At 72.3% G+C, this 19550-nt stretch carries 15 protein-coding genes; 12 read left to right on the forward strand and 3 right to left on the reverse strand.

The annotated features are described in order from the left end of the window. Position 1: 1 nt before the first annotated feature. The 6 genes from hpnH to ACZ4D5_RS28410 all read left to right on the forward strand — a co-directional run bounded on the left by hpnH (position 2) and on the right by ACZ4D5_RS28410 (position 6476). Positions 2 to 1024, forward strand: a complete 1023-nt coding sequence (hpnH, locus tag ACZ4D5_RS28385) for an adenosyl-hopene transferase HpnH (protein WP_467775249.1) — start codon at positions 2 to 4, stop codon at positions 1022 to 1024. A gap of 4 nt (positions 1025 to 1028) precedes the next feature. Beyond that, complete coding sequence (gene ispG / locus ACZ4D5_RS28390; RefSeq protein WP_467775250.1) at positions 1029 to 2195, forward strand: flavodoxin-dependent (E)-4-hydroxy-3-methylbut-2-enyl-diphosphate synthase; 1167 nt, start codon at positions 1029 to 1031, stop codon at positions 2193 to 2195. A 25-nt stretch (positions 2196 to 2220) separates the two neighbouring features. Then, complete coding sequence (dxs, locus tag ACZ4D5_RS28395; RefSeq protein WP_467775251.1) at positions 2221 to 4179, forward strand: 1-deoxy-D-xylulose-5-phosphate synthase; 1959 nt, start codon at positions 2221 to 2223, stop codon at positions 4177 to 4179. Beyond that, entirely contained in the window at positions 4176 to 5561 is a 1386-nt protein-coding gene (locus ACZ4D5_RS28400; protein WP_467775252.1) for an aspartate aminotransferase family protein, read from the forward strand. The genes dxs and ACZ4D5_RS28400 overlap by 4 nt, the downstream gene beginning before the upstream one ends. Before the next feature lie 94 nt (positions 5562 to 5655). Next, positions 5656 to 6300, forward strand: a complete 645-nt coding sequence (locus ACZ4D5_RS28405; protein WP_467775253.1) for a helix-turn-helix domain-containing protein — start codon at positions 5656 to 5658, stop codon at positions 6298 to 6300. Positions 6301 to 6353: 53 nt separating this feature from the next. Then, positions 6354 to 6476 carry a DUF6126 family protein gene (locus ACZ4D5_RS28410; protein ID WP_467775354.1) on the forward strand — a complete coding sequence of 41 codons (123 nt, stop codon included), beginning with the start codon at positions 6354 to 6356 and terminating at the stop codon, positions 6474 to 6476. 32 nt (positions 6477 to 6508) lie between these two features. Here ACZ4D5_RS28410 and ACZ4D5_RS28415 read toward each other — a convergent pair whose 3' ends face one another. Continuing rightward, complete coding sequence (locus ACZ4D5_RS28415) at positions 6509 to 7306, reverse strand: tyrosine-protein phosphatase (RefSeq protein WP_467775254.1); 798 nt, start codon at positions 7304 to 7306, stop codon at positions 6509 to 6511. Between the two features lie 189 nt (positions 7307 to 7495). On the opposite strand from ACZ4D5_RS28415, the gene ACZ4D5_RS28420 reads away from it, so the two are divergent. Together ACZ4D5_RS28420 and ACZ4D5_RS28425 are read left to right on the forward strand one after the other, a co-directional pair. Further along, positions 7496 to 9298: a glycoside hydrolase family 36 N-terminal domain-containing protein gene (locus ACZ4D5_RS28420; protein WP_467775255.1), complete on the forward strand. Its 1803-nt coding sequence runs from the start codon at positions 7496 to 7498 to the stop codon at positions 9296 to 9298. An 85-nt stretch (positions 9299 to 9383) separates the two neighbouring features. Beyond that, entirely contained in the window at positions 9384 to 10217 is an 834-nt protein-coding gene (locus tag ACZ4D5_RS28425) for an SGNH/GDSL hydrolase family protein (protein ID WP_467775256.1), read from the forward strand. 72 nt (positions 10218 to 10289) lie between these two features. On the opposite strand, the gene ACZ4D5_RS28430 is transcribed toward ACZ4D5_RS28425, so the two are convergent. Further along, on the reverse strand, positions 10290 to 12188 hold the full coding sequence (locus tag ACZ4D5_RS28430; RefSeq protein WP_467775257.1) for a propionyl-CoA synthetase: 1899 nt from the start codon (positions 12186 to 12188) through the stop codon (positions 10290 to 10292). 330 nt (positions 12189 to 12518) lie between these two features. Between ACZ4D5_RS28430 and ACZ4D5_RS28435 the strand changes: the two genes are divergently transcribed. Next, the gene (locus ACZ4D5_RS28435) at positions 12519 to 13256 is read left to right on the forward strand and encodes an SIMPL domain-containing protein (protein WP_467775258.1); all 738 of its coding nucleotides are present in this window, start codon (positions 12519 to 12521) and stop codon (positions 13254 to 13256) included. Here the strand turns inward: ACZ4D5_RS28435 and ACZ4D5_RS28440 are convergent. Further along, entirely contained in the window at positions 13241 to 13810 is a 570-nt protein-coding gene (locus tag ACZ4D5_RS28440) for a carboxymuconolactone decarboxylase family protein (RefSeq protein ID WP_467775259.1), read from the reverse strand. The genes ACZ4D5_RS28435 and ACZ4D5_RS28440 overlap by 16 nt on opposite strands. A 167-nt stretch (positions 13811 to 13977) precedes the next feature. Here ACZ4D5_RS28440 and ACZ4D5_RS28445 point away from each other — a divergent pair, with 167 nt between their 5' ends. The 3 genes from ACZ4D5_RS28445 (at position 13978) to ACZ4D5_RS28455 (ending at position 19475) form a co-directional block, all read left to right on the forward strand. Continuing rightward, positions 13978 to 15153 carry an MBL fold metallo-hydrolase gene (locus ACZ4D5_RS28445; RefSeq protein ID WP_467775260.1) on the forward strand — a complete coding sequence of 392 codons (1176 nt, stop codon included), beginning with the start codon at positions 13978 to 13980 and terminating at the stop codon, positions 15151 to 15153. Between the two features lie 34 nt (positions 15154 to 15187). Beyond that, positions 15188 to 17353, forward strand: coding sequence for a GH36-type glycosyl hydrolase domain-containing protein (locus ACZ4D5_RS28450; RefSeq protein WP_467775261.1), 2166 nt, complete (start codon positions 15188 to 15190; stop codon positions 17351 to 17353). A 340-nt stretch (positions 17354 to 17693) separates the two neighbouring features. Beyond that, positions 17694 to 19475: a sensor histidine kinase gene (locus ACZ4D5_RS28455; protein ID WP_467775262.1), complete on the forward strand. Its 1782-nt coding sequence runs from the start codon at positions 17694 to 17696 to the stop codon at positions 19473 to 19475. Positions 19476 to 19550: the final 75 nt, after the last annotated feature.

Genomic DNA, 19550 nt, shown 5'->3' on the forward strand with positions numbered 1-19550 from the left:
GATGGCCATGCCGCTGCGCCAGTCCATCAAGGTCGCTACGTATCTCTTTGAACAGAAGCTGCGCAAGCGGGACAAGTTCCCGCTGATCGTCGAACTGGAGCCGCTCTTCGCCTGCAACCTGAAGTGCGAGGGCTGCGGGAAGATCCAGCACCCGGCCGGTGTGCTCAAGCAGCGCATGCCGGTCGCCCAGGCCGTGGGCGCCGTTCTGGAATCGGGTGCGCCGATGGTGTCCATCGCCGGCGGCGAGCCGCTGATGCACCCTCAGATCGATGAGATCGTGCGGCAGTTGGTGGCGAAGAAGAAGTACGTCTTCCTCTGCACCAACGCCATGCTGCTGCGCAAGAAGATGGACAAGTTCAAGCCCTCCCCGTATTTCGCTTTCGCCGTGCACATCGACGGCATGCGGGAGCGGCACGACGAGTCCGTTGCGAAGGAAGGCGTCTTCGACGAGGCGGTGGAGGCCATCAAGGAGGCCAAGCGGCGCGGCTTCCGTGTCACCACCAACTCGACCTTCTTCAACACGGACACCCCGCAGACCATCATCGAGGTCCTGAACTTCCTCAATGACGACCTGCAGGTCGACGAGATGATGCTCTCGCCCGCCTACGCCTACGAGAAGGCGCCCGACCAGGAGCACTTCCTGGGCGTCGACCAGACCCGCGAGCTCTTCAAGAAGGCCTTCGCCGGCGGCAACCGGCGGCGCTGGCGGCTCAACCACTCGCCGCTCTTCCTGGACTTCCTGGAGGGCAAGGCGGACTTCCCGTGCACCGCGTGGGCGATCCCCAATTACTCCCTGTTCGGCTGGCAGCGCCCCTGCTACCTGATGAGCGACGGCTACGTCCCCACGTACCGGCAGCTCATCGAGGAGACCGACTGGAGCAAGTACGGCCGCGGCAAGGACCCGCGCTGCGCCAACTGCATGGCGCACTGCGGCTACGAACCCACCGCCGTCCTCGCCACCATGGGCTCGCTCAAGGAGTCCATCCGCGCGGCCCGCGAGACGGTCTCCGGAAACCGCGGGTGACGTCATGACCCCTGGAGAGCCCGTTTCTCTGGGCCTTCCGGAGCTGCCGGTCCGGCCGATCGCCGAGCGCCGCCTCTCGCGGCGCATCGAGGTCGGGCCGGTGGCCGTGGGGGGCGGTGCGCCGGTCTCGGTGCAGTCGATGACCACGACGCGTACGTCCGACATCGGGGCGACGCTGCAGCAGATCGCCGAACTGACCGCGTCCGGCTGTCAGATCGTGCGGGTGGCGTGCCCGACGCAGGACGACGCGGACGCGCTTGCGACGATCGCGCGGAAGTCGCAGATCCCGGTGATCGCGGACATCCACTTCCAGCCGAAGTACGTCTTCGCGGCGATCGACGCCGGGTGCGCGGCGGTCCGCGTCAACCCGGGCAACATCAAGCAGTTCGACGACAAGGTGCGCGAGATCGCACGGGCGGCCGACGACGCGGGCACGCCCATCCGGATCGGCGTCAACGCGGGCTCGCTCGACAAGCGACTGCTCGCCAAGTACGGCAGGGCGACGCCCGAAGCGCTCGTCGAGTCGGCGCTCTGGGAGGCCTCCCTCTTCGAGGAGCACGGCTTCCGCGACATCAAGATCTCGGTGAAGCACAACGACCCGGTGGTCATGGTCAACGCCTACCGTCAGCTGGCGGCGGCCTGTGACTATCCGCTGCACCTCGGTGTGACGGAGGCGGGTCCCGCCTTCCAGGGCACGATCAAGTCGGCGGTGGCCTTCGGGGCGCTCCTGAGCGAGGGCATCGGCGACACGATCCGCGTCTCGCTGTCCGCGCCGCCCGCCGAGGAGATCAAGGTCGGCATCCAGATCCTGGAGTCGCTCGGGCTGCGGCAGCGCCGCCTGGAGATCGTCTCCTGCCCGTCCTGCGGACGTGCCCAGGTCGACGTCTACAAGCTGGCCGACGAGGTCACGGCGGGGCTCGACGGCATGGAGGTGCCGTTGCGCGTCGCCGTCATGGGGTGTGTGGTCAACGGTCCCGGGGAGGCCCGCGAGGCCGACCTCGGGGTCGCGTCCGGCAATGGCAAGGGCCAGATCTTCGTCAAGGGCGAGGTCATCAAGACCGTCCCCGAGTCGAAGATCGTCGAGACCCTCATCGAAGAGGCGATGAAGATCGCCGCGCAGATGGAGGACGCCGGCGTCCCGTCAGGGGCGCCCGACGTCACCGTGAGCTGAGAACAACCAGAGAGGGGGCCCGAGCATGACCATTCTCGACACCATTCGGGGGCCGCGCGACCTGAAGGCGCTGTCCGAGGCCCAACTCGGCGAACTGGCCGAGGAGATCAGGGAGTTCCTGGTGCACGCGGTCGCGAGGACCGGCGGACACCTCGGGCCCAACCTGGGGGTGGTGGAACTCTCCATCGCCCTCCACCGGGTCTTCGAGTCGCCGGTCGACCGCATCGTGTGGGACACCGGCCACCAGAGCTACGTACACAAGCTGCTCACCGGGCGGCAGGACTTCTCCAAGCTGCGCGGCAAGGGCGGCCTCTCGGGCTATCCCTCGCGCGAGGAGTCCGAGCACGACATCGTCGAGAACAGCCACGCGTCGACCGCGCTCGGCTGGGCCGACGGCCTGGCCAAGGCGCGGCAGGTGCTCGGCGAGCGGGGCCACGTGGTCGCCGTCATCGGGGACGGCGCGCTCACCGGCGGCATGGCCTGGGAGGCGCTCAACAACATCGCGGCCGCGAAGGACCGGCCGCTGATCATCGTCGTGAACGACAACGAACGCTCCTACGCCCCGACCATCGGAGGCCTTGCCAACCACCTCGCCACGCTGCGCACGACCGACAGCTACGAGCAGGTGCTCGCCTGGGGCAAGGACATACTCCAGCGCACACCCGTGATCGGACGCACGCTCTACGAGTCGCTGCACGGCGCCAAGAAGGGGTTCAAGGACGCCTTCGCGCCGCAGGGCATGTTCGAGGACCTCGGCCTGAAGTACGTCGGGCCGATCGACGGGCACGACACCGGTGCCGTGGAGTCGGCGCTGCGACGTGCGAAACGCTTCCACGGGCCGGTCCTCGTGCACTGCCTGACGGAGAAGGGGCGCGGGTACGAGCCCGCGCTCGCCGACGAGGCCGACCGCTTCCACACCGTCGGCGTCATGGACCCGCTCACCTGCGAGCCGCTCGCGCCGTCCAACGGGCCTTCCTGGACCTCGGTGTTCGGGGACGAGATCGTCCGCATCGGCGCCGAGCGCGAGGACGTCGTCGCCATCACCGCGGCCATGCTCGGCCCGGTCGGCCTGACGAAGTTCGCCGAGGCCTATCCCGACCGGGTCTGGGACGTCGGCATCGCCGAGCAGCACGCCGCGGTGTCGGCCGCCGGGCTCGCCACGGGCGGGCTGCATCCGGTGGTCGCGGTGTACGCCACCTTCCTCAACCGCGCCTTCGACCAGCTCCTGATGGACGTCGCGCTGCACCGGTGCGGGGTGACGTTCGTGCTCGACAGGGCCGGGGTGACCGGTGTGGACGGCGCCTCGCACAACGGCATGTGGGACCTCTCCATCCTCCAGGTCGTGCCGGGCCTCAGGATCGCCGCCCCGCGCGACGCGGACCAGCTGCGCACACAGCTGCGGGAGGCGGTCGCGGTGGACGACGCGCCGACACTCATCCGCTTCCCCAAGGAGTCCGTGGGCCCGGCGATCCCCGCGGTCGACCGGCTCGGCGGCATGGACGTGCTGCTCCAGGAGCCCGACGCCGACGTCCTGTTCGTCGCGGTCGGGGTGATGGCGCCGGTCTGTCTGCAGGCCGCCGAGCTGCTCCGGGAGCGCGGGCTGCGCTGCACCGTCGTCGACCCGCGCTGGGTCAAACCGGTCGACGCCGAGCTGCCCGGCCTCGCCGCCCGCCACCGCGTCGTCGCGGTCGTCGAGGACAACAGCAGGGCCGCCGGGGTCGGCGCGGCCGTCGCGCTCGCGCTGGACGAGGCCGAAGTGGACGTACCCGTCAAGCGGTTCGGGATCCCCGAGCAGTTCCTCGCGCACGCCAAGCGGGGCGAGGTCCTCGCGGATCTCGGGCTCACGCCGGTCGAGATCGCGGGGCGGATCAGCGCCGCGCTGGCCGTCAAGGAGAGCAGGCAGGGCACGGAGAGCGCGGGGGAGCCGGACCCGGGCAAGGGGGGCGCGGGGGAGCCGGACCCAGGCAAGGAGCACAGCGCATGACCAAGGAGTTCGACCTCGGCAGGCTCCTCGCCGAGCGGGGCGCCGAGCGGTACGAACTGCACGCGAGGCACCTCAATCACCAGCTGCCGCGCATGCTGCACACCATCGGCTTCGACAAGGTCTACGAGCGGGCCGAGGGCGCGTACTTCTGGGACGCGGAGGGCAACGACTACCTCGACATGCTGGCCGGGTTCGGGGTGATGGGCCTCGGTCGGCACCACCCCGTCGTACGCAAGGCCCTGCACGACGTCCTGGACGCCTCGCTCGCCGACCTCACCCGGTTCGACTGCCAGCCGCTGCCGGGTCTGCTCGCCGAGCAACTGCTCACGCACAGCCCGCACTTGGAGCGGGTCTTCTTCGGCAACAGCGGGACGGAGGCCGTCGAGACCGCGCTGAAGTTCGCGCGGTACGCGACCGGGAAGCCCCGGGTGCTGTACTGCGCGCACGCCTTCCACGGCCTGACCACGGGATCGCTCTCGGTCAACGGAGAGAGCGGCTTCCGGGACGGCTTCGCGCCGCTGCTGCCCGACACGGCCGTCCCGCTCGGTGATCTGGACGCCCTGGAGCGGGAGTTGGCAAAGGGCGACGTCGCCGGGCTCATCGTCGAGCCCATCCAGGGCAAGGGCGTGCACGAGACGCCCCCCGGATATCTGCGCGCCGCCCAGGAGTTGCTGCACCGGCACAAGGCGCTCCTGATCGCCGACGAGGTGCAGACCGGTCTCGGCAGGACCGGTGACTTCTACGCCTACCAGCACGAGGAGGGCGTCGAGCCCGACCTGGTGTGCGTCGCCAAGGCGCTGTCCGGCGGTTATGTGCCGGTCGGCGCGACGCTCGGCAAGGACTGGATCTTCAAGAAGGTCTACTCGTCGATGGACCGGGTGCTCGTGCACTCGGCGAGCTTCGGCTCCAACGCCCAGGCCATGGCGGCCGGGCTCGCCGTGCTGTCCGTGCTGGAGGACGAGAAGGTCGTCGAGAACGCCCGGGTGACGGGCGAGCTGCTCAGGACGCGGCTCGCCGCGCTCGTGGACCGCTACGAGCTCCTGAGCGAGGTGCGCGGCCGCGGTCTCATGGTCGGCATCGAGTTCGGCCGGCCCAAGTCGCTGAAGCTGCGCGGCCGTTGGACGATGCTGCAGGCCGCCCGCAAGGGGCTGTTCGCGCAGATGGTCGTCGTGCCGCTGCTGCAGAAGCACCGCATCCTCACGCAGGTCTCCGGCGACCACCTGGAGGTCATCAAGCTGATCCCGCCGCTGACCGTGGGGGAGCGCGAGGTGGACCGCTTCGTCGAGGCCTTCGCCGCCGTCATGGACGAGGCGCACAGCGGCGGCGGGCTGATGTGGGACTTCGGCAAGACGCTGGTGAAGCAGGCGGTCGCCAACCGCTGACACCGCGGAGCGGGGAGATCCCCGCCGTTCAGGAGTCTTTTGCCTCTCGGGCAAGAAAGTTGCCCGAGAGGCAAGGCTCTGGCTCAATCAAGGCATGAGCCCTGCCGAGCCAGTAGAGCCCGTCGAGCCGGCCGAGCCGCCGCAGGCGGCCGAAGCGCTGCCCGCCGTCGCTCCCCAGCTGCGCGAACTGCGCCGCCGCGCGTCCCTCACACTGGAGGCCGCCGCCCGCACCGCCGGGCTCTCGCCCGCCCATCTGTCCCGCCTGGAGACCGGGCAGCGCCAGCCGTCGCTGCCGATGCTCCTCGCGCTCGCCCGCGTCTACGGTACGACGGTCTCGGAACTGCTCGGCGAGACGGTCGCCGACCGGGACGCGGTCGTCCGCGCCGCGGACATGGAACCGACCCGGGCCGGCGGCTGGACCTACTGGCAGGCGGGCGCCGGAAGCCGCTCCATGCAGGCCCTGCGCGTCCACGTCCCGCACGGGGCGCAGGGCGACATCGTGCGCGTCCACCCCGGCGAGGAGTGGCTGTACGTCCTGCGGGGGCGGCTGCGCCTGACCCTCGGCGACACCGTGCACACCCTCGGCCCGGGGGACAGCGCGCACTTCGACTCGCTGACCCCGCACCGGATCGCCGCCGCCGACCGGGCCGGCGCCGATCTCCTGTTCGTCCACACGTTGCTGCAGAGCCCCGCCACCGCGCTGTGCCTCGGTGGCCCTACTCAGGGAGACCCGACATGACGGAACCGGAACCGCAGGGGCCCGCCGCTCCGGAGCAGCCCGCCCGCAAGGCGATGCGCATGGAGGAGAAGTTCCCCAGGGCGCTCTGGATCCGCCTGATCATCTATGTGGCGGTGGGCCACATCTTCGCGGCCTTCATTTATCTGCTGTTCGAGCTGGGGGCGCAGAACCAGTAGGGCCGGTCCGCCCCCAGGCCGGTCGGTGGTCGTCAGTCGAGGAGGCGCTCGCGGAGCCGCTCACGGGTCGCCGCGCTCAGCTTGAGGCCCTCGGAGAGGTACGTGTCCGTGTCGCCCCAGGTCTGCTCGATCGTCTCGAAGGCCGCCGCGAGGTACTCGGCGCGGGCGTCGAAGAGCGGGTTGAGGAGCTCCATGACCTCGGGGGACATGGCGTTCGGGGAGTCGTCGGTGCGGTGCACCTTGTAGCGCCGGTGCGCCGCGTTCGACTCCAGGTAGTCCGCCTCGATGGCGTCGCGCTCGACGCCGACGGCGAGGAGCGTGACCGCTATGGACAGGCCCGCGCGGTCCTTGCCCGCCGCGCAGTGCATCAGGGCGGGGACGCTGTCCTCGGCGAGCGCGTGGAGCACCTGGCTGTGCTCGGCGGTGCGCTCCTTGATGATCGAGCGGTACGAGGACGACATCCGGTCGGCGGCCTTGCCGTCCGACAGGAGCGCACGCAGCTCGTCGAGGTTGCCGTCGCGGACCATCTTCCAGAACTCCGCGCCGTCGGCCGGGTCGCTCAGCGGCAGATTCACGTTGCGCACGCCGGGCAGCGTCACGTCCGGGCCCTCCAGGCGCTGGTCGGCGACGTTGCGGAAGTCGAAGATCGTGTGCAGGCCCAGCGAGGCGAGGAAGGCGGAGTCGGTCTCGGTGGCGTGCGCGAGGTGACCGCTGCGGAACAGCCGGCCGGTCCTGACCCGGCGGCCGTCCACCGTCGGCAGTCCGCCCACGTCGCGGAAGTTGCGCACTCCGGCCAGCTCGGGCTCGGTCGACGGGACCTGCTGCGTCACGGGCTCTCCCTCATGATCTGCGTCCGGCGCCGCTCGCCGGTGGTTGCGCCTTCGACGATACGACATGGGTTCCTGAGGCAATCACCCCCGCGCAACGGTTGCCTGGCCGGGAACCCGGCCCTGACCATGTGCGTACGTACGCGCGCGTGTTCCCTGTCCGGATCGCAGGCGGGCTCTGCGGGGGGTCTGATGGTCGAGGTCGGCGAGGACGGACGGACCTGGCTCCTGACGGGGCCCACGAGCAGTTACGCGCTGCGGCTCACGGAACGGGACGAGCTGCGGCATCTGTACTGGGGTGCGCGCGTCGCGCTCGCCGACGCCGAGGCCCTCGCCGCGGAGCCGCCGCCCCAGGAGCGGGACTTCGCCTCGTCGTGGGGCGGCAGCGCGGAGTATCCCCTCGACGGCTCCGCCGAGTGGCGGTACTGCAACTCGGCAGTGGGCGACGACGAGTTGCAGGTCCATTTCCGCGACGCCTCACGCCATCTGCAGGCGACCCTCGCCTACAGGCTGCGGGGCGACGTCGTCGAGCGGTACGCCGTCCTCGTCCACGAGGGCGATCACCGCGCGCGGGGCGTCGAACTGCCGCGCGTCGACTCGGGGATCTGGAACCTGCCCCGCCGTGGGCGCTGGCGGCTCTCGCAGCTGCACGGCGGCGGGCAGGGCGGTGCGCAGGTGTGGTCGTGGTCGCGGCTCGTGCGGAGCGATCTCGCGTACGGGGAGCAGGTCATCGGCGGCCGGGGGTCCGCCTGGCATCCGCATCTGCCGTGGGTCGCGCTCGACGCGGAGGGGGCGGGCGAGGAGAGCGGCGAGGTCTACAGCTGCGCGCTCGCACGGGCGGAGTCCTGGCGCATCGCCGTGCGCCGACTGCCGGACGGCGCCGTGCGGATCACCGGCGGGACGGGGTACGACGGCTTCGGTGCCAGGGTCCTCGAGCCCCGCACCGCGATCGTCACCCCCGTCTTCGCCGGCCTGTGGAGCGGCGAGGGGTTCGGCGGCGCCGGCCGGGCCTGGCACGCCTATCGGCGCGAGCACGTCCTGCCGGACGCGGACACGGTGCTGCCCGTGCTGTACGAGGCGGGCGGGGCCGCCGGGTCCGACCTGTCCGAGGAGCGGCAGCGGGCCCTGGCGCAGAAGGCGGCGGGGCTCGGTGTCGAGCTGTTCGTCGTGGACGGGACGCACGGCGCGCTCGACGGGACGCGGGGCGGGCTCCGGGCGCTCGCCGACGAGGTGCACTCCCTGGGGATGCGGTTCGGGACGCGGGTGGCGCCGGACGCGGTCGACCCCGGCGGCGGCCTCTCGCTCGGGGAGGCCCACGTGCGGCTGCGGCGTCGGCTTCGCGCCCTGCTCGCGGCGGCGCCGGTCGACCACGTGACGTGGGACGATCCGTGGGCCTTCGGAGAGCACTCGTACGACCTGGTGGACCGGCTGCGCAGGGATCACCCCGGTGTGACCTTCCAGCCCTGTTGGGGCGGCGGTCGGGGCGACCTCGACGCCCCCTCCCTGCACGGTCTCGGCCTGCTCTACCCCACCCAGATGCTGGCCACCCGGGTGAACGACCGCGCGGGCCCGCTCTCCCGCCGGTTCGTGGGCGCCATGGCAGGGGCGCTCGGCATCGGCGCGGACCTGACGCGCTGGAGCGAGGACGAGCTGGCCGAGGCCCGCGACTGGGTGGAGCTCCACAAGGAGATCAGGCCGGTGGTGCAGTTCGGCGACCTCTACCGGCTGCGGCCCCCGAACGGCGGACTGAGCGCCGTGCAGTACGTCCTCGACGACCACTCGGTCGTTCTCGTCCTGCCGTCGGAGCGGGCCCAGGGGGAGGAACCGGCGCCGCTGCGGCTGCGCGGGCTCGACCCCGCAGCGCTCTACTCGTGCGCGGACACGGGGGAGTCGTACCGCGGGGCGGTGTTGCTGCGCCGTGGGCTGCGGACCGGGCTTGGCGGCGATACGGACGCGGCGGTGTTCCGCTTGCGGCGGTTATTCCGGCTTGGGTGAATCTTGACCAATGGCTTATCTCACGCCCCGTCAACCCCTCCCTACGGTGGCGTAGGTCACTTAGGGAGGTGAAGGATATGACTCCGTGAGCGCAGAGTCGACATCCTTCATCCATCACCCCATCAACAACGGCGTATTCAACTCCTACGCAGCGGTCGGCGACAGCTTCACCGAAGGCGTGGGTGACCCGGGGCCCGACGGCGCGTTCGTCGGGTGGGCCGACCGCCTCGCCGTCCTGCTGGACGACCGGGTGCCCGAGCACACCTTCCGGTACGCCAACCTCGCCGTCCGCGGCAAGCTCCTCGACCAGATCGTCGCGGACCAGGTGCCGCGCGCCAAGGAGCTCGCCCCGGAGCTGGTGACGTTCTGCGCCGGCGGCAACGACATCATCCGCCCCGGCACCGACCCCGACGAGCTCGCCGAGCGCTTCGAGCGGGCCGTCGCGGACCTCTCGTCCGCGGTCGGCACGGTCATGGTGACCACCGGCTTCGACACCCGTGGCGTCGCGGTGCTCAAGCACCTGCGCGGCAAGATCGCCACGTACAACATGCACGTCCGCGCGATCGCCGACCGGTACGGCTGCCCGGTGCTCGACCTGTGGTCCCTCAAGACCGTCCAGGACCGCAGGGCCTGGGACGGCGACCGGCTGCACCTCTCCGCCGAGGGGCACACGCGCGTGGCGCTGCGCGCGGGGCAGGTCCTCGGCCTCGAAGTGCCCGCCGACCCCGACCAGCCGTGGCCGCCGCTGCCCCCGCGCGGCACGCTGGAGGTGCGGCGCGACGACATCCACTGGGCGCGCGAGTACCTGGTGCCGTGGATCGGCCGGCGCATCCGGGGCGAGAGCTCCGGAGACCACGTCGAGGCGAAGGGGTTCCGCAACCCCCACACCATCAAGATGCAGATCGAGGCGGCTTCCTGACGGACCGGTACGACTCTGCGGACATCGACGACGCCGAAGGCGCCCCGCGCGGGGCGCCTTCGGCGTCGTCGGTCACTCCGCGCGGAGCGTTGCCAGCGACGCGCTGATCTCGGCGAGGACCGCGGGGTCCTCGATCGTGGCGGGGGCGGTGTAGTCGCGGCCGTCGGCGATGGCCCTGACCGTCGCGCGCAGGATCTTGCCGGAGCGCGTCTTGGGCAGCCGCGCCACCGTCACCACGCGGCGCGGTGTGGCGACGGGGCCGATGCGGGTCCGTACCAGCGTGCGCAGTTCGGCCTCCAGCTCGGCGTGCGGACGGTCCACGCCCTGGCGCAGCACGACCAGGCCGAGCGGCATCTCGCCCTTGAGCTCGTCCGCGACGCCGACCACCGCGCACTCCGCCACGTCGGCGTGGTCGGCGAGCACCTCCTCCATGGCGCCGGTGGACAGACGGTGCCCGGCGACGTTGATGACGTCGTCGAGGCGGCCCATCACGAAGACATGGCCGTCCTCGTCGAGGTGGCCGCCGTCGCCGGTCAGGTAGTGGCCGGGAAAGCGGCTCAGGTAGGTGGCGGCGAACCGTTCGTCGTCGCGGTACAGGGTGGTCAGGCTGCCCGGCGGGAGCGGCAGCCGCACCGCCAGGGTGCCGTCCGTGCCGGGCGGGCAGGGAGCGCCCGTCTCGTCGAGGACCCGCAGGTCCCAGCCGGGCACGGGCCTGCCGGGCGAGCCCGACTTGGCGGGCAGCGCCTCGATGCCGAGCGGGTTGGCGACGATGGGCCAGCCCGTCTCCGTCTGCCACCAGTGGTCGACGACGGGGACGCCGAGGAGGTCGCGGGCCCAGTGGTAGGTGTCGGGGTCGAGCCGCTCGCCCGCGAGGAACAGGGCGCGCAGCGACGAGAGGTCGTGGCGGGCCTTGAGCTCGCCCTTCGGGTCGTCCCGTTTGATGGCGCGGATCGCCGTGGGCGCGGTGAACAGGGTCCGTACGCCGTGCTGTTCGACCACGCGCCAGAATGCGCCCGCGTCCGGCGTGCCGACCGGCTTCCCCTCGTACAGCAGGGTCGTGCAGCCCATCAGCAGCGGGGCGTACACGATGTAGGAGTGGCCCACGACCCAGCCCACGTCGGACGCCGTCCAGAACACCTCGCCGGGCCGGGCGTCGTAGATGTGCTCCATGGACCAGCGCAGGGCCACGGCGTGCCCGCCGTTGTCGCGGACCACGCCCTTGGGGGCGCCCGTGGTGCCCGAGGTGTAGAGGATGTAGAGCGGATCGGTGGCGGCCACCGGCACGCAGTCCACGGCCGGTGCCGCGGCGAGCGTGGCCGCCCAGTCGAGGTCGCGGCCCTCGCGCAACTCGGCGCGGCGCTGCGGGCGTTGCAGGATCACACAGGCGTCGGGGCGGTGCGCGCACTGGTCGAGGGCCGCGTCCAGGAGCGGCTTGTACGCGATGACGCGGTCCACCTCGATGCCGCACGAGGCGGAGAGCACCACTTTGGGGCGGGCGTGGTCGATGCGGGCCGCGAGTTCGGGCGCGGCGAAGCCGCCGAACACGACGGAGTGCACGGCACCGATGCGGGCGCAGGCCAGCATCGCCACGGCCGCCTCGGGGACCATCGGAAGGTACAGGACGACGGTGTCGCCCTTGCCGACGCCCAGTTCGGTCAGCATGCCGGCGGTGCGGGCCACCTCGTCGAGGAGCTCGCGGTACGTGAAGGTGCGGACCGAGCCGGTGACCGGGCTGTCGTGGATCAGCGCGGGGCGGTCGCCGTGACCGGCCAGGACGTGGCGGTCCAGGGCGTTGTGACAGGTGTTCAGCTCACCGTCGGCGAACCAGCGGGGCCGGGCGGGCGCGGCGGTGTCCAGGATCGTGCGCGGCCGCACGGACCACTCGACGGCCTCGGCGGCGCGGCCCCAGAAGGCCGTCGGGTCCTGGAGGCTCTCGCGGTGGAGGCTCTCGTAGCTCGTCGGACTGGGCAACCGGTCACTCCGATCATCTGCGGGGTACGCGCCTGAGGGCGAACGCCCGTCATCGTAAAGGGATTCGAGCACGCGAAGGGGTGGGAGCGGTGATCGGATCCCGTACGGCAGAGGGGATCGGATCCTGTGCGGCAGAGGGGATCGGATCCTGTGCGGCAGAGGGGATCGGTTCCGTACGCGAGCGGTGGGCCGTTCCGTGCTCGACCGGTGAGGTGACAGGGCGGGAGTGGCGCGGACGGGGGCGCGCGGGCCGGTGCTGGGATGACGGCGAATCGTCCCTGGAGGGACGGAGAGCCGGAAGGACCCCCTCGTATGCGTTCAGTGCGTTCAGTGCGTTCCGTCAGCGCCGCCGCCGTCACCCTCGCCGCCCTCGGCCTGCCCGCGGCGCCCGCCGTGGCGGCCGAGTCCGCGCCCGCCGCCCCGGCCGTCGCGCCCGCCCCCGCCCCCGCGCCGACGACGGTCACCGTGACCGGCGCCGGAAGCGCGTCCGCCGCGCCCGACATGGCGATCCTCACCGCAGGCGTCGAGGTCACCGAGCCGACGGCGGGCAAGGCGCTCGCCGCCCAGAGCGACGCGGCCGACGCGCTCCTGGCCGCCGCGCGCAAGGCGGGCGTGGCCGAGCGGGACACCAAGACGGAGAACCTCTCCCTGTCCGCCGTCTACCGCGACGAGAACGGCACGGCGAAGCTCATCGGCTACCAGGCCTCGCAGGTGTTCTCGCTGAAGATCCGGGACATCGAGAAGACCGGGTCCGTGGTGCAGGCGGTCGTGGACGCGACGGGCGACGCGGGCCGCGTCCACGCGGTGGCCTTCGACATCGAGGACGCGGGCAAGCTGCGGGCCAAGGCGCGCGACGCGGCGTACGGCGACGCACGCGACAAGGCCGCCCAGTACGCCGAGCTGACCGGGCGGCGCCTCGGCCGCCTGGTCTCCCTCGACGAGAGCGACGGCGGACGCCCGCGGCCGGTGGCGATGCCGGTGGCCGCGTTCGCGAAGGAGGGCGTGCCGATCGCGCCGGGTCAGATCCAGGACGAGGTCTCCGTGACGGCGGTCTACGAGATGCGCTGACTCCGCACGTCACGCAGGTCGCAGGAGTCCTTGAAGCCCTGGCTCGTCAGGCCCATGGCCGAGTTGAAGCGGGAGCGGAGGTTCTCCAGGGCGACCATCGTGGTCAGCTCGACGAAGGCGGGCTCGCCGAGCCGGACGCGCAGGCGCTCGGCGAGGTCGTCCTCGACGGCGGGCGGGGTCGCAGTCATCGCCTCCGCGTACTCCATGACGTCGCGCTCCAGCGGCGTGTAGACGTCGCTGTCGCGCCAGGCGAGCACGTCGCGCAGCTTCCGCGGGTCCATGCCGCGCCTGTGCGACTCCCAGTAGCCGAAGTCCATGCACCAGGAGCAGCCGATCGAGGCCGCCGACGCCATCACGGCCAGCTCCTTGAGGTCGGCGTCCAGCTTGTTCCACCTGGCCGCGCCCTGCTCCATGCGGAGGTACGACCAGAGCAGGCGCGGGTGGTGGGCCATCGCCTTGCCGGGGTCGAGGACCTGGCCGTAGGCGCGCTTGGAGTACCACTCCATGAGGCGGAAGAAGAGGGTGCGGCGCGGGGTGAGCGAGATGCGGGCCATGGAGTGCCTCCGTTGTCGTACCGCGTACGTGGTTCGTCGTACGTCGTCCGTCGTTCTCCGGCGGCGGTCACCGGATCACTGCTGCGACGGATCGGGGCTCCGGGAATGTGACATCGGGGGTCGTGGACATAATGGGGAGGCCCATCCACCCCCCTTCAGGAGGTCCCGTGTCCCGGTCCCTGATCCCCGGGCTCCGCTCGCTGCGCCCCGCTGCCTTCGGTGCGGATCCAGCGGGGCAGCGGCTGGCGCGGATCCGCAGGTCACCGAACTTCTCCGTGGCCGAGGGCTCCTTCCGGAACCCCGAGGGGGCGCGGACCAGGCCGTCCGGCTCGTCGGTGGAGTTCGCGAAGATCTACTTCCGCAAGGAGGAGCGCGTCCGCAGGGGCCCGACCGGCACGGTGCCCGTGCACGCCACGACCCTCGCCGACCTCGCCAAGCCGCCGGTCAGCGGGTTGCGGATCACCTGGATGGGGCACTCCAGCGTCCTCGCCGAGATCGACGGGCGGCGCGTGCTCTTCGACCCGGTGTGGGGCGAGCGGTGCTCTCCGTTCTCCTTCGCGGGGCCCAAGCGGCTGCACCCGGTGCCGGTGCCGCTGGAGGCTCTCGGCCCGGTCGACGCCGTCGTGATCTCCCACGACCACTACGACCACCTGGACCTGCCCACCATCAAGGCGCTCGCGGGAACGGACACGGTCTTCGCGGTGCCGCTCGGCGTCGGCGCCCATCTGGAGCGGTGGGGCGTGCCGGCGGACCGGCTGCGCGAGCTGGACTGGCACGAGACGGCCGAGGTGGCCGGGCTGACGCTGACGGCCACGCCCGCACGGCACTTCTGCGGCCGCGGCGTGCGCAACCAGCAGCACACGCTGTGGGCCTCCTGGGTGGTGGCGGGACCCGAGCACCGTCTGTACCACAGCGGTGACACCGGGTACTTCCGGGGTTTCGCGGAGATCGGCGCGCAGTACGGCCCCTTCGACGCGACCATGATCCAGATCGGCGCGTACAGCGACTTCTGGCCCGACATCCACATGACGCCCGACGAGGGGATGCGGGCCCACCTGGACCTCCAGGGCGGGCAGCCGCGCGGCGTGATGCTGCCGATCCACTGGGGCACGTTCAACCTCGCCCCGCACGCCTGGTCGGAGCCCGGCGAGGGCACGGTCGCCGCCGCGCGCCGGGCGGGCGCCAGGATCGCGCTGCCCTGCCCCGGTGAGCCCTTCGAGCCCGCGGCCGGGAACCTGCCGAGCGCCCCGTGGTGGCGGGGCGTCGCCGTCGAGCCGGACGGCGGGTGGGCCGAGCCGGTGACCGTGACCAGCGGGGACCCCGAGGCGGCACCCGTCGGATAGCCGTTCACGGCCCCGCGGCGCCGAGGAGGCAGGGATGAGCGCGTACGGCGACTGGATCGAGGACCACCACGGTCTGCCCGCGTTCGTCCTGCACCCCGACGCGCCCCGCACGGAGTGGGACCGCGTCCTCGACCCGCCGACCCGGCGTCGCTGGCTGCACCTCGGCAACCGCCGCGTCACGCTCGTGGCCGACACCGAGGGCCGCAGCGGTCTGTGGGACGAGCACGACGGGCTGCGCTGGCTCACCGAACCGGAGCCGCGCGGCACGGGCGTGAGCGTGCTGGAGCGCGTGCAAACGCCGTCGCCCGAAGTGCTGCGCTCCGACGACGCGGGCGGCGAGGTGGCCTTCGGGCCCGCCTACGCGCGCGTGCGGGTCGCCGCGGCGGGCGCCGGGCTGGAACGCACCGTGCTGTGTCCGGAGGGGGAGGACCCCTGGGTGCTCGTCCGCGTCGAGGTCGTCAACCGCGGCGCGCAGGTCGGGCGGTGGCGGCTCGTCGAGGAATGGGACGTGCGGCAGCGGCAGTTGGCGTACCTCGAAGTGGGGCCGCGCCCCGAGACGATCCCCTGCGAAGGCGGCGTTCCGCTGGTCGTCGAGCTGCTCGGCCCGAAGGGAGGTGGCGCCCGATCCGTCGCCGACCGCGGGACGTTGCGGGCGGCGTGCGTCCTGGATCTGGGGCCCGGCGAGCGGCGCACCGTGTGGTTCCGGTGCGGAGTGGCCGGCGCCGCCTTCGGGGGCGATCCCGAGGAGACGTACGAAGCGAGCCTGCGCGCGCTGCGCGACCGCCTCCCGCGCGCGGACGCGGACGGGATGCCGCACGCTTGCGTCGAGATCCCCTGGCACGCCGCCCTGCTCGCCGGAGGGGCCTGCGCCGACGGGCTGCTGGGCGGCCACACGCTCGACCAGGGCTCCGCCTACTCCTTCCGGCACGGTTTCAACGGCGCGGCGCGCGATCCGCTGCAGCACGCGCTGCCGCTGGTGTACACCGAGCCGGACCTCGCCCTGTCCGTGCTGCGCAACACCTGCGCCTGGGCGAGCCCCGACGGCGAACTCCCCTACGCCCTCGACCCGTCGCAGCGCCCCCGCATCGATCTCTACCGCCCCTCCGACCAGAACCTGTGGGCGCTGTGGCTCGCCGCCGAGTACGCGGCGGGGACGGGCGACCTCGCCGCGCTGGCGGAGCCGGTCGGCTTCCACCCTTCGTACGGGGCGCCCGAGGTGCCGCTCGAGGAGCACCTGCGGCGCCAGTTCCACTACGTACGCGATGTCGTGGGCGTCGGCGAGCGCGGGCACCTGCGGATCCGCAACGCCGACTGGAACGACCTCGTCCTCGACGACACCGGAATCGACCGGCAGACGATGATCGAGCGCGGCGAGTCCGTGCTCAACTCCGCGATGGCCGCCTGGGTGTTGCCCGTCTACGCGGGCCTCGCGGAGCGGCTCGGCGACGCGGGGACGGCCGCCGAGGCGCGCGGTTTCGGGGAGCGGCTGCGGCAGGCGGTCGCGGGGGAGTGGAACGGCCGCTGGTTCCGTCGCGCCCACGGGCCGGGCGCCGCACCCGTCGGCGAGCACGAGCTGTGGCTGGAGGTGCAGCCCTGGGCGATCCTGTGCGGGGCCGCCGACGCCGACCGCGCGCGTGAACTGCTCGGCACCATCGAGGAGTTGTGCGCCAAGGACTCCCCGCTCGGCGCCCGGCTGCTCGGCCCCGCGGCCGACGGCTCGGCCCCCGGGGACCGCGGCACCATCTGGTACGCGATCAACCAGACGCTGGTCTGGGCGGCCGCCCGCGTCGAGCCGGGCCTCGCGCGCGAGCACTGGCGCCGCATGACGCTCCACGCGCACGCGGCCGCGTACCCGGAGATCTGGGAGGGCACGCTCTCCGGCCCCGACGCCTATCTGCCGCCCGAGTCCGAACGGGCCGGACACACCTGGGCGATGCCGGACGTCGGCGTCGCCATGCAGGCCTGGCCGGTCGCCAATCTGCACAGCCACGCCCAGCCGCTCCTGGCGTATCTGCGCCTCTTGGGTGTCGAACCCACCCCCACGGGTCAACTCCGCGTACACGGTGGAGGGTTCTTCGAGAGCCGCGTGTTGACGGTCCGCCCCGACGGCTCGGGGCGGCTGAGCGCGAAGGGTCCCGCCGAGGTCGTGACGGCCGACGGGCGCACGTACGGCGGCAGTGGCGCGGTCGTCTGGGGCTGACCCCGCGGACCGCGAAGGCGTCGGGGAACTGACGTCCGACGACTGAATCGGACCTGCGTACGACGGTAATCGGAATCCCGTGCGAGGCGTCATACCAGAGCGGGATGCTGTCCCGCAGACTTTGTCAACTGCCCACCGCACATGATGCGTTGCCGACTACCGTGTGTGGCCGTCGGGCGACGCAGGGATCACGAGCCAGGGCTGACATCGCGACCTGCCGACCGGCACGGCGATGCCGCAACCATGCCGAAAAGGCGCCGCAACAAAGACGCCGCGACCATGCCGAGAAGACGGAGTCGGCCGACCGCTGGACCCTCGTCGCAACGTACCGAGGACGCTGATGTCTCACCTACGCGCACCGGCCGCCCGTGCAGACCGCCGTGAGGGCGGCCGGCACGGCAGGACCGGTGGCCGCACCGCCGCCGCACTGCCCGAGACGCACATACGGCCCCAACTCCTGCGCATCGCGGTGCTGCCCGCCGTCGCCGTGGGCCTGAGCGCCTGCGCGGCCGTCCTGTTCACGCTGCGCTCGACCGGCACCCGGCCCGGGCCCGTCCTGTTCGCTGTCCTCGGCGCCGCCGGTCTGGTCGGCCTGGCCGGCATCGTGATCGCCGGTGTGGCCGCCGACCGCGCGGCGCGGGCCGTGCGCGAGCGGGTGGGCGCGCTGCGCCGCGTCACGGCGCGCGGCCAGTCCGAACTGCGGTCCGTCGTCGAACAGTTGCGCCGCGGCGAGCAGCCGCCCGCCCGCAGGGCGCCGGAGCGGAGCAGGCCCGGCGGCGACGAGTTCGACCTGCTCGCCGGTGAACTCACGCGCGCCCACGAGGTCGCCGTCGGCGCCGTCGTGCAGGCCGCACAGCTCTCCAGCCACGCGGGCAGCGAGCAGAAGGTCGAGGTCTTCGTGAATCTCGCCCGGCGCCTGCAGTCGCTCGTGCACCGCGAGATCTCCCTGCTCGACGACCTGGAGAACGAGGTGGAGGACCCCGAACTGCTCAAGGGCCTCTTCCACGTCGACCACCTCGCGACCCGCATCCGCAGGCACGCCGAGAACCTCGCCGTGCTCGGCGGCGCCGTCTCGCGCCGCCAGTGGAGCAACCCCGTCTCCATGACCGAGGTGATGCGCTCCGCCATCGCCGAGGTCGAGCAGTACTCGCGCGTCAAACTGGTGCCGCCGATCGACGGCACCCTGCGTGGGCACGCCGTCGCCGACGTCATCCACCTGCTCGCCGAACTCATCGAGAACGCCACGGTGTTCTCCGCCCCGCACACCCAAGTCCTGCTGCGCGCCAACCTCGTGACCGCCGGGCTCGCCGTCGAGGTGGAGGACCGGGGCCTGGGCATGCCGCTCACCGAGCAGAACAAGATGAACCGGCTGCTCGCCGACCCCGACCAGGTCAACGTCGCAAGTCTCCTGCAGGACGGGCGCATCGGACTCTTCGTGGTCTCCGCACTCGCCCGCAGGCACGGGGTCGCGGTCCGGCTGCAGACCAACATCTACGGCGGCGTCCAGGCCGTGCTGATCCTGCCGCAGGAGCTCCTCGGCGCCGAACCGCAGCCGGACCCGCGCGCCAAGGCGCGGGACGAAGCCCCGGCGCAGGTGCGCACACCCGCTCCCCAGCCTCAGCCCCAGGCCCAGCCTCAGCCCCAGCTCCGCCCGGAAGTCCCGCAGGAGCCGCGCCCCGAGACCCGCCCCGAACCGGCCCCCGTCCCCGCCCAGCCGCACGCCGCGAACGGCACCGCGCCCGCCCCCCTCCCCGTGCGCGGCGCGCGCCAGGAGCGGCCGACGCCCGCCGACGCCGTCCCCGGCATCAGGCCCGAGGACCGGCAGGCGGCCGCCGAGCACGCCGGGGCGCCGCCGATCCCGCGCAACGGCGCCGTGCGCGGCCGCGTCGGCAGACCCCAACTCCCCAAGCGCCGCGCCCAGGAGCACATCGCGCCCCAGCTGCGCGACTCCCCGGCGCCGCGCCCCGAGAGCGAGCACGTCGTCGGACACGACCCGGGCCTGATGGCGGCGTTCCAGCGCGGCATCGGCCTCGCCCAGGCGCAGGAAGCGCGCGATCCCGCGTCCCGGGAGCGGGAGCACGGGGCCGGGGTCCCTCACGACGGGAGCGAACAAGGCGGCTGACGCACACCCTCACGTCCGATCACCCCCCACCACCTCTGCCCCGGCAGACCCACGTACGTCCGTACCTCCAAGGAG

Source organism: Streptomyces sp. NPDC025651 (assembly GCF_055558735.1).

Excerpts from the sequence above, each read along its gene's own strand:
- ACZ4D5_RS28455 (WP_467775262.1), top strand. The coding sequence starts at position 17,694 with ATGTCTCACCTACGCGCACCGGCCGCCCGTGCAGACCGCCGTGAGGGC.
- hpnH (WP_467775249.1), top strand. The coding sequence starts at position 2 with ATGGCCATGCCGCTGCGCCAGTCCATCAAGGTCGCTACGTATCTCTTT.
- ispG (WP_467775250.1), top strand. The coding sequence starts at position 1,029 with ATGACCCCTGGAGAGCCCGTTTCTCTGGGCCTTCCGGAGCTGCCGGTC.
- ACZ4D5_RS28400 (WP_467775252.1), top strand. The coding sequence starts at position 4,176 with ATGACCAAGGAGTTCGACCTCGGCAGGCTCCTCGCCGAGCGGGGCGCC.
- ACZ4D5_RS28440 (WP_467775259.1), bottom strand. The coding sequence starts at position 13,810 with ATGGCCCGCATCTCGCTCACCCCGCGCCGCACCCTCTTCTTCCGCCTC.
- ACZ4D5_RS28410 (WP_467775354.1), top strand. The coding sequence starts at position 6,354 with ATGCGCATGGAGGAGAAGTTCCCCAGGGCGCTCTGGATCCGCCTGATC.
- ACZ4D5_RS28450 (WP_467775261.1), top strand. The coding sequence starts at position 15,188 with ATGAGCGCGTACGGCGACTGGATCGAGGACCACCACGGTCTGCCCGCG.
- ACZ4D5_RS28420 (WP_467775255.1), top strand. The coding sequence starts at position 7,496 with ATGGTCGAGGTCGGCGAGGACGGACGGACCTGGCTCCTGACGGGGCCC.
- ACZ4D5_RS28405 (WP_467775253.1), top strand. The coding sequence starts at position 5,656 with ATGAGCCCTGCCGAGCCAGTAGAGCCCGTCGAGCCGGCCGAGCCGCCG.
- dxs (WP_467775251.1), top strand. The coding sequence starts at position 2,221 with ATGACCATTCTCGACACCATTCGGGGGCCGCGCGACCTGAAGGCGCTG.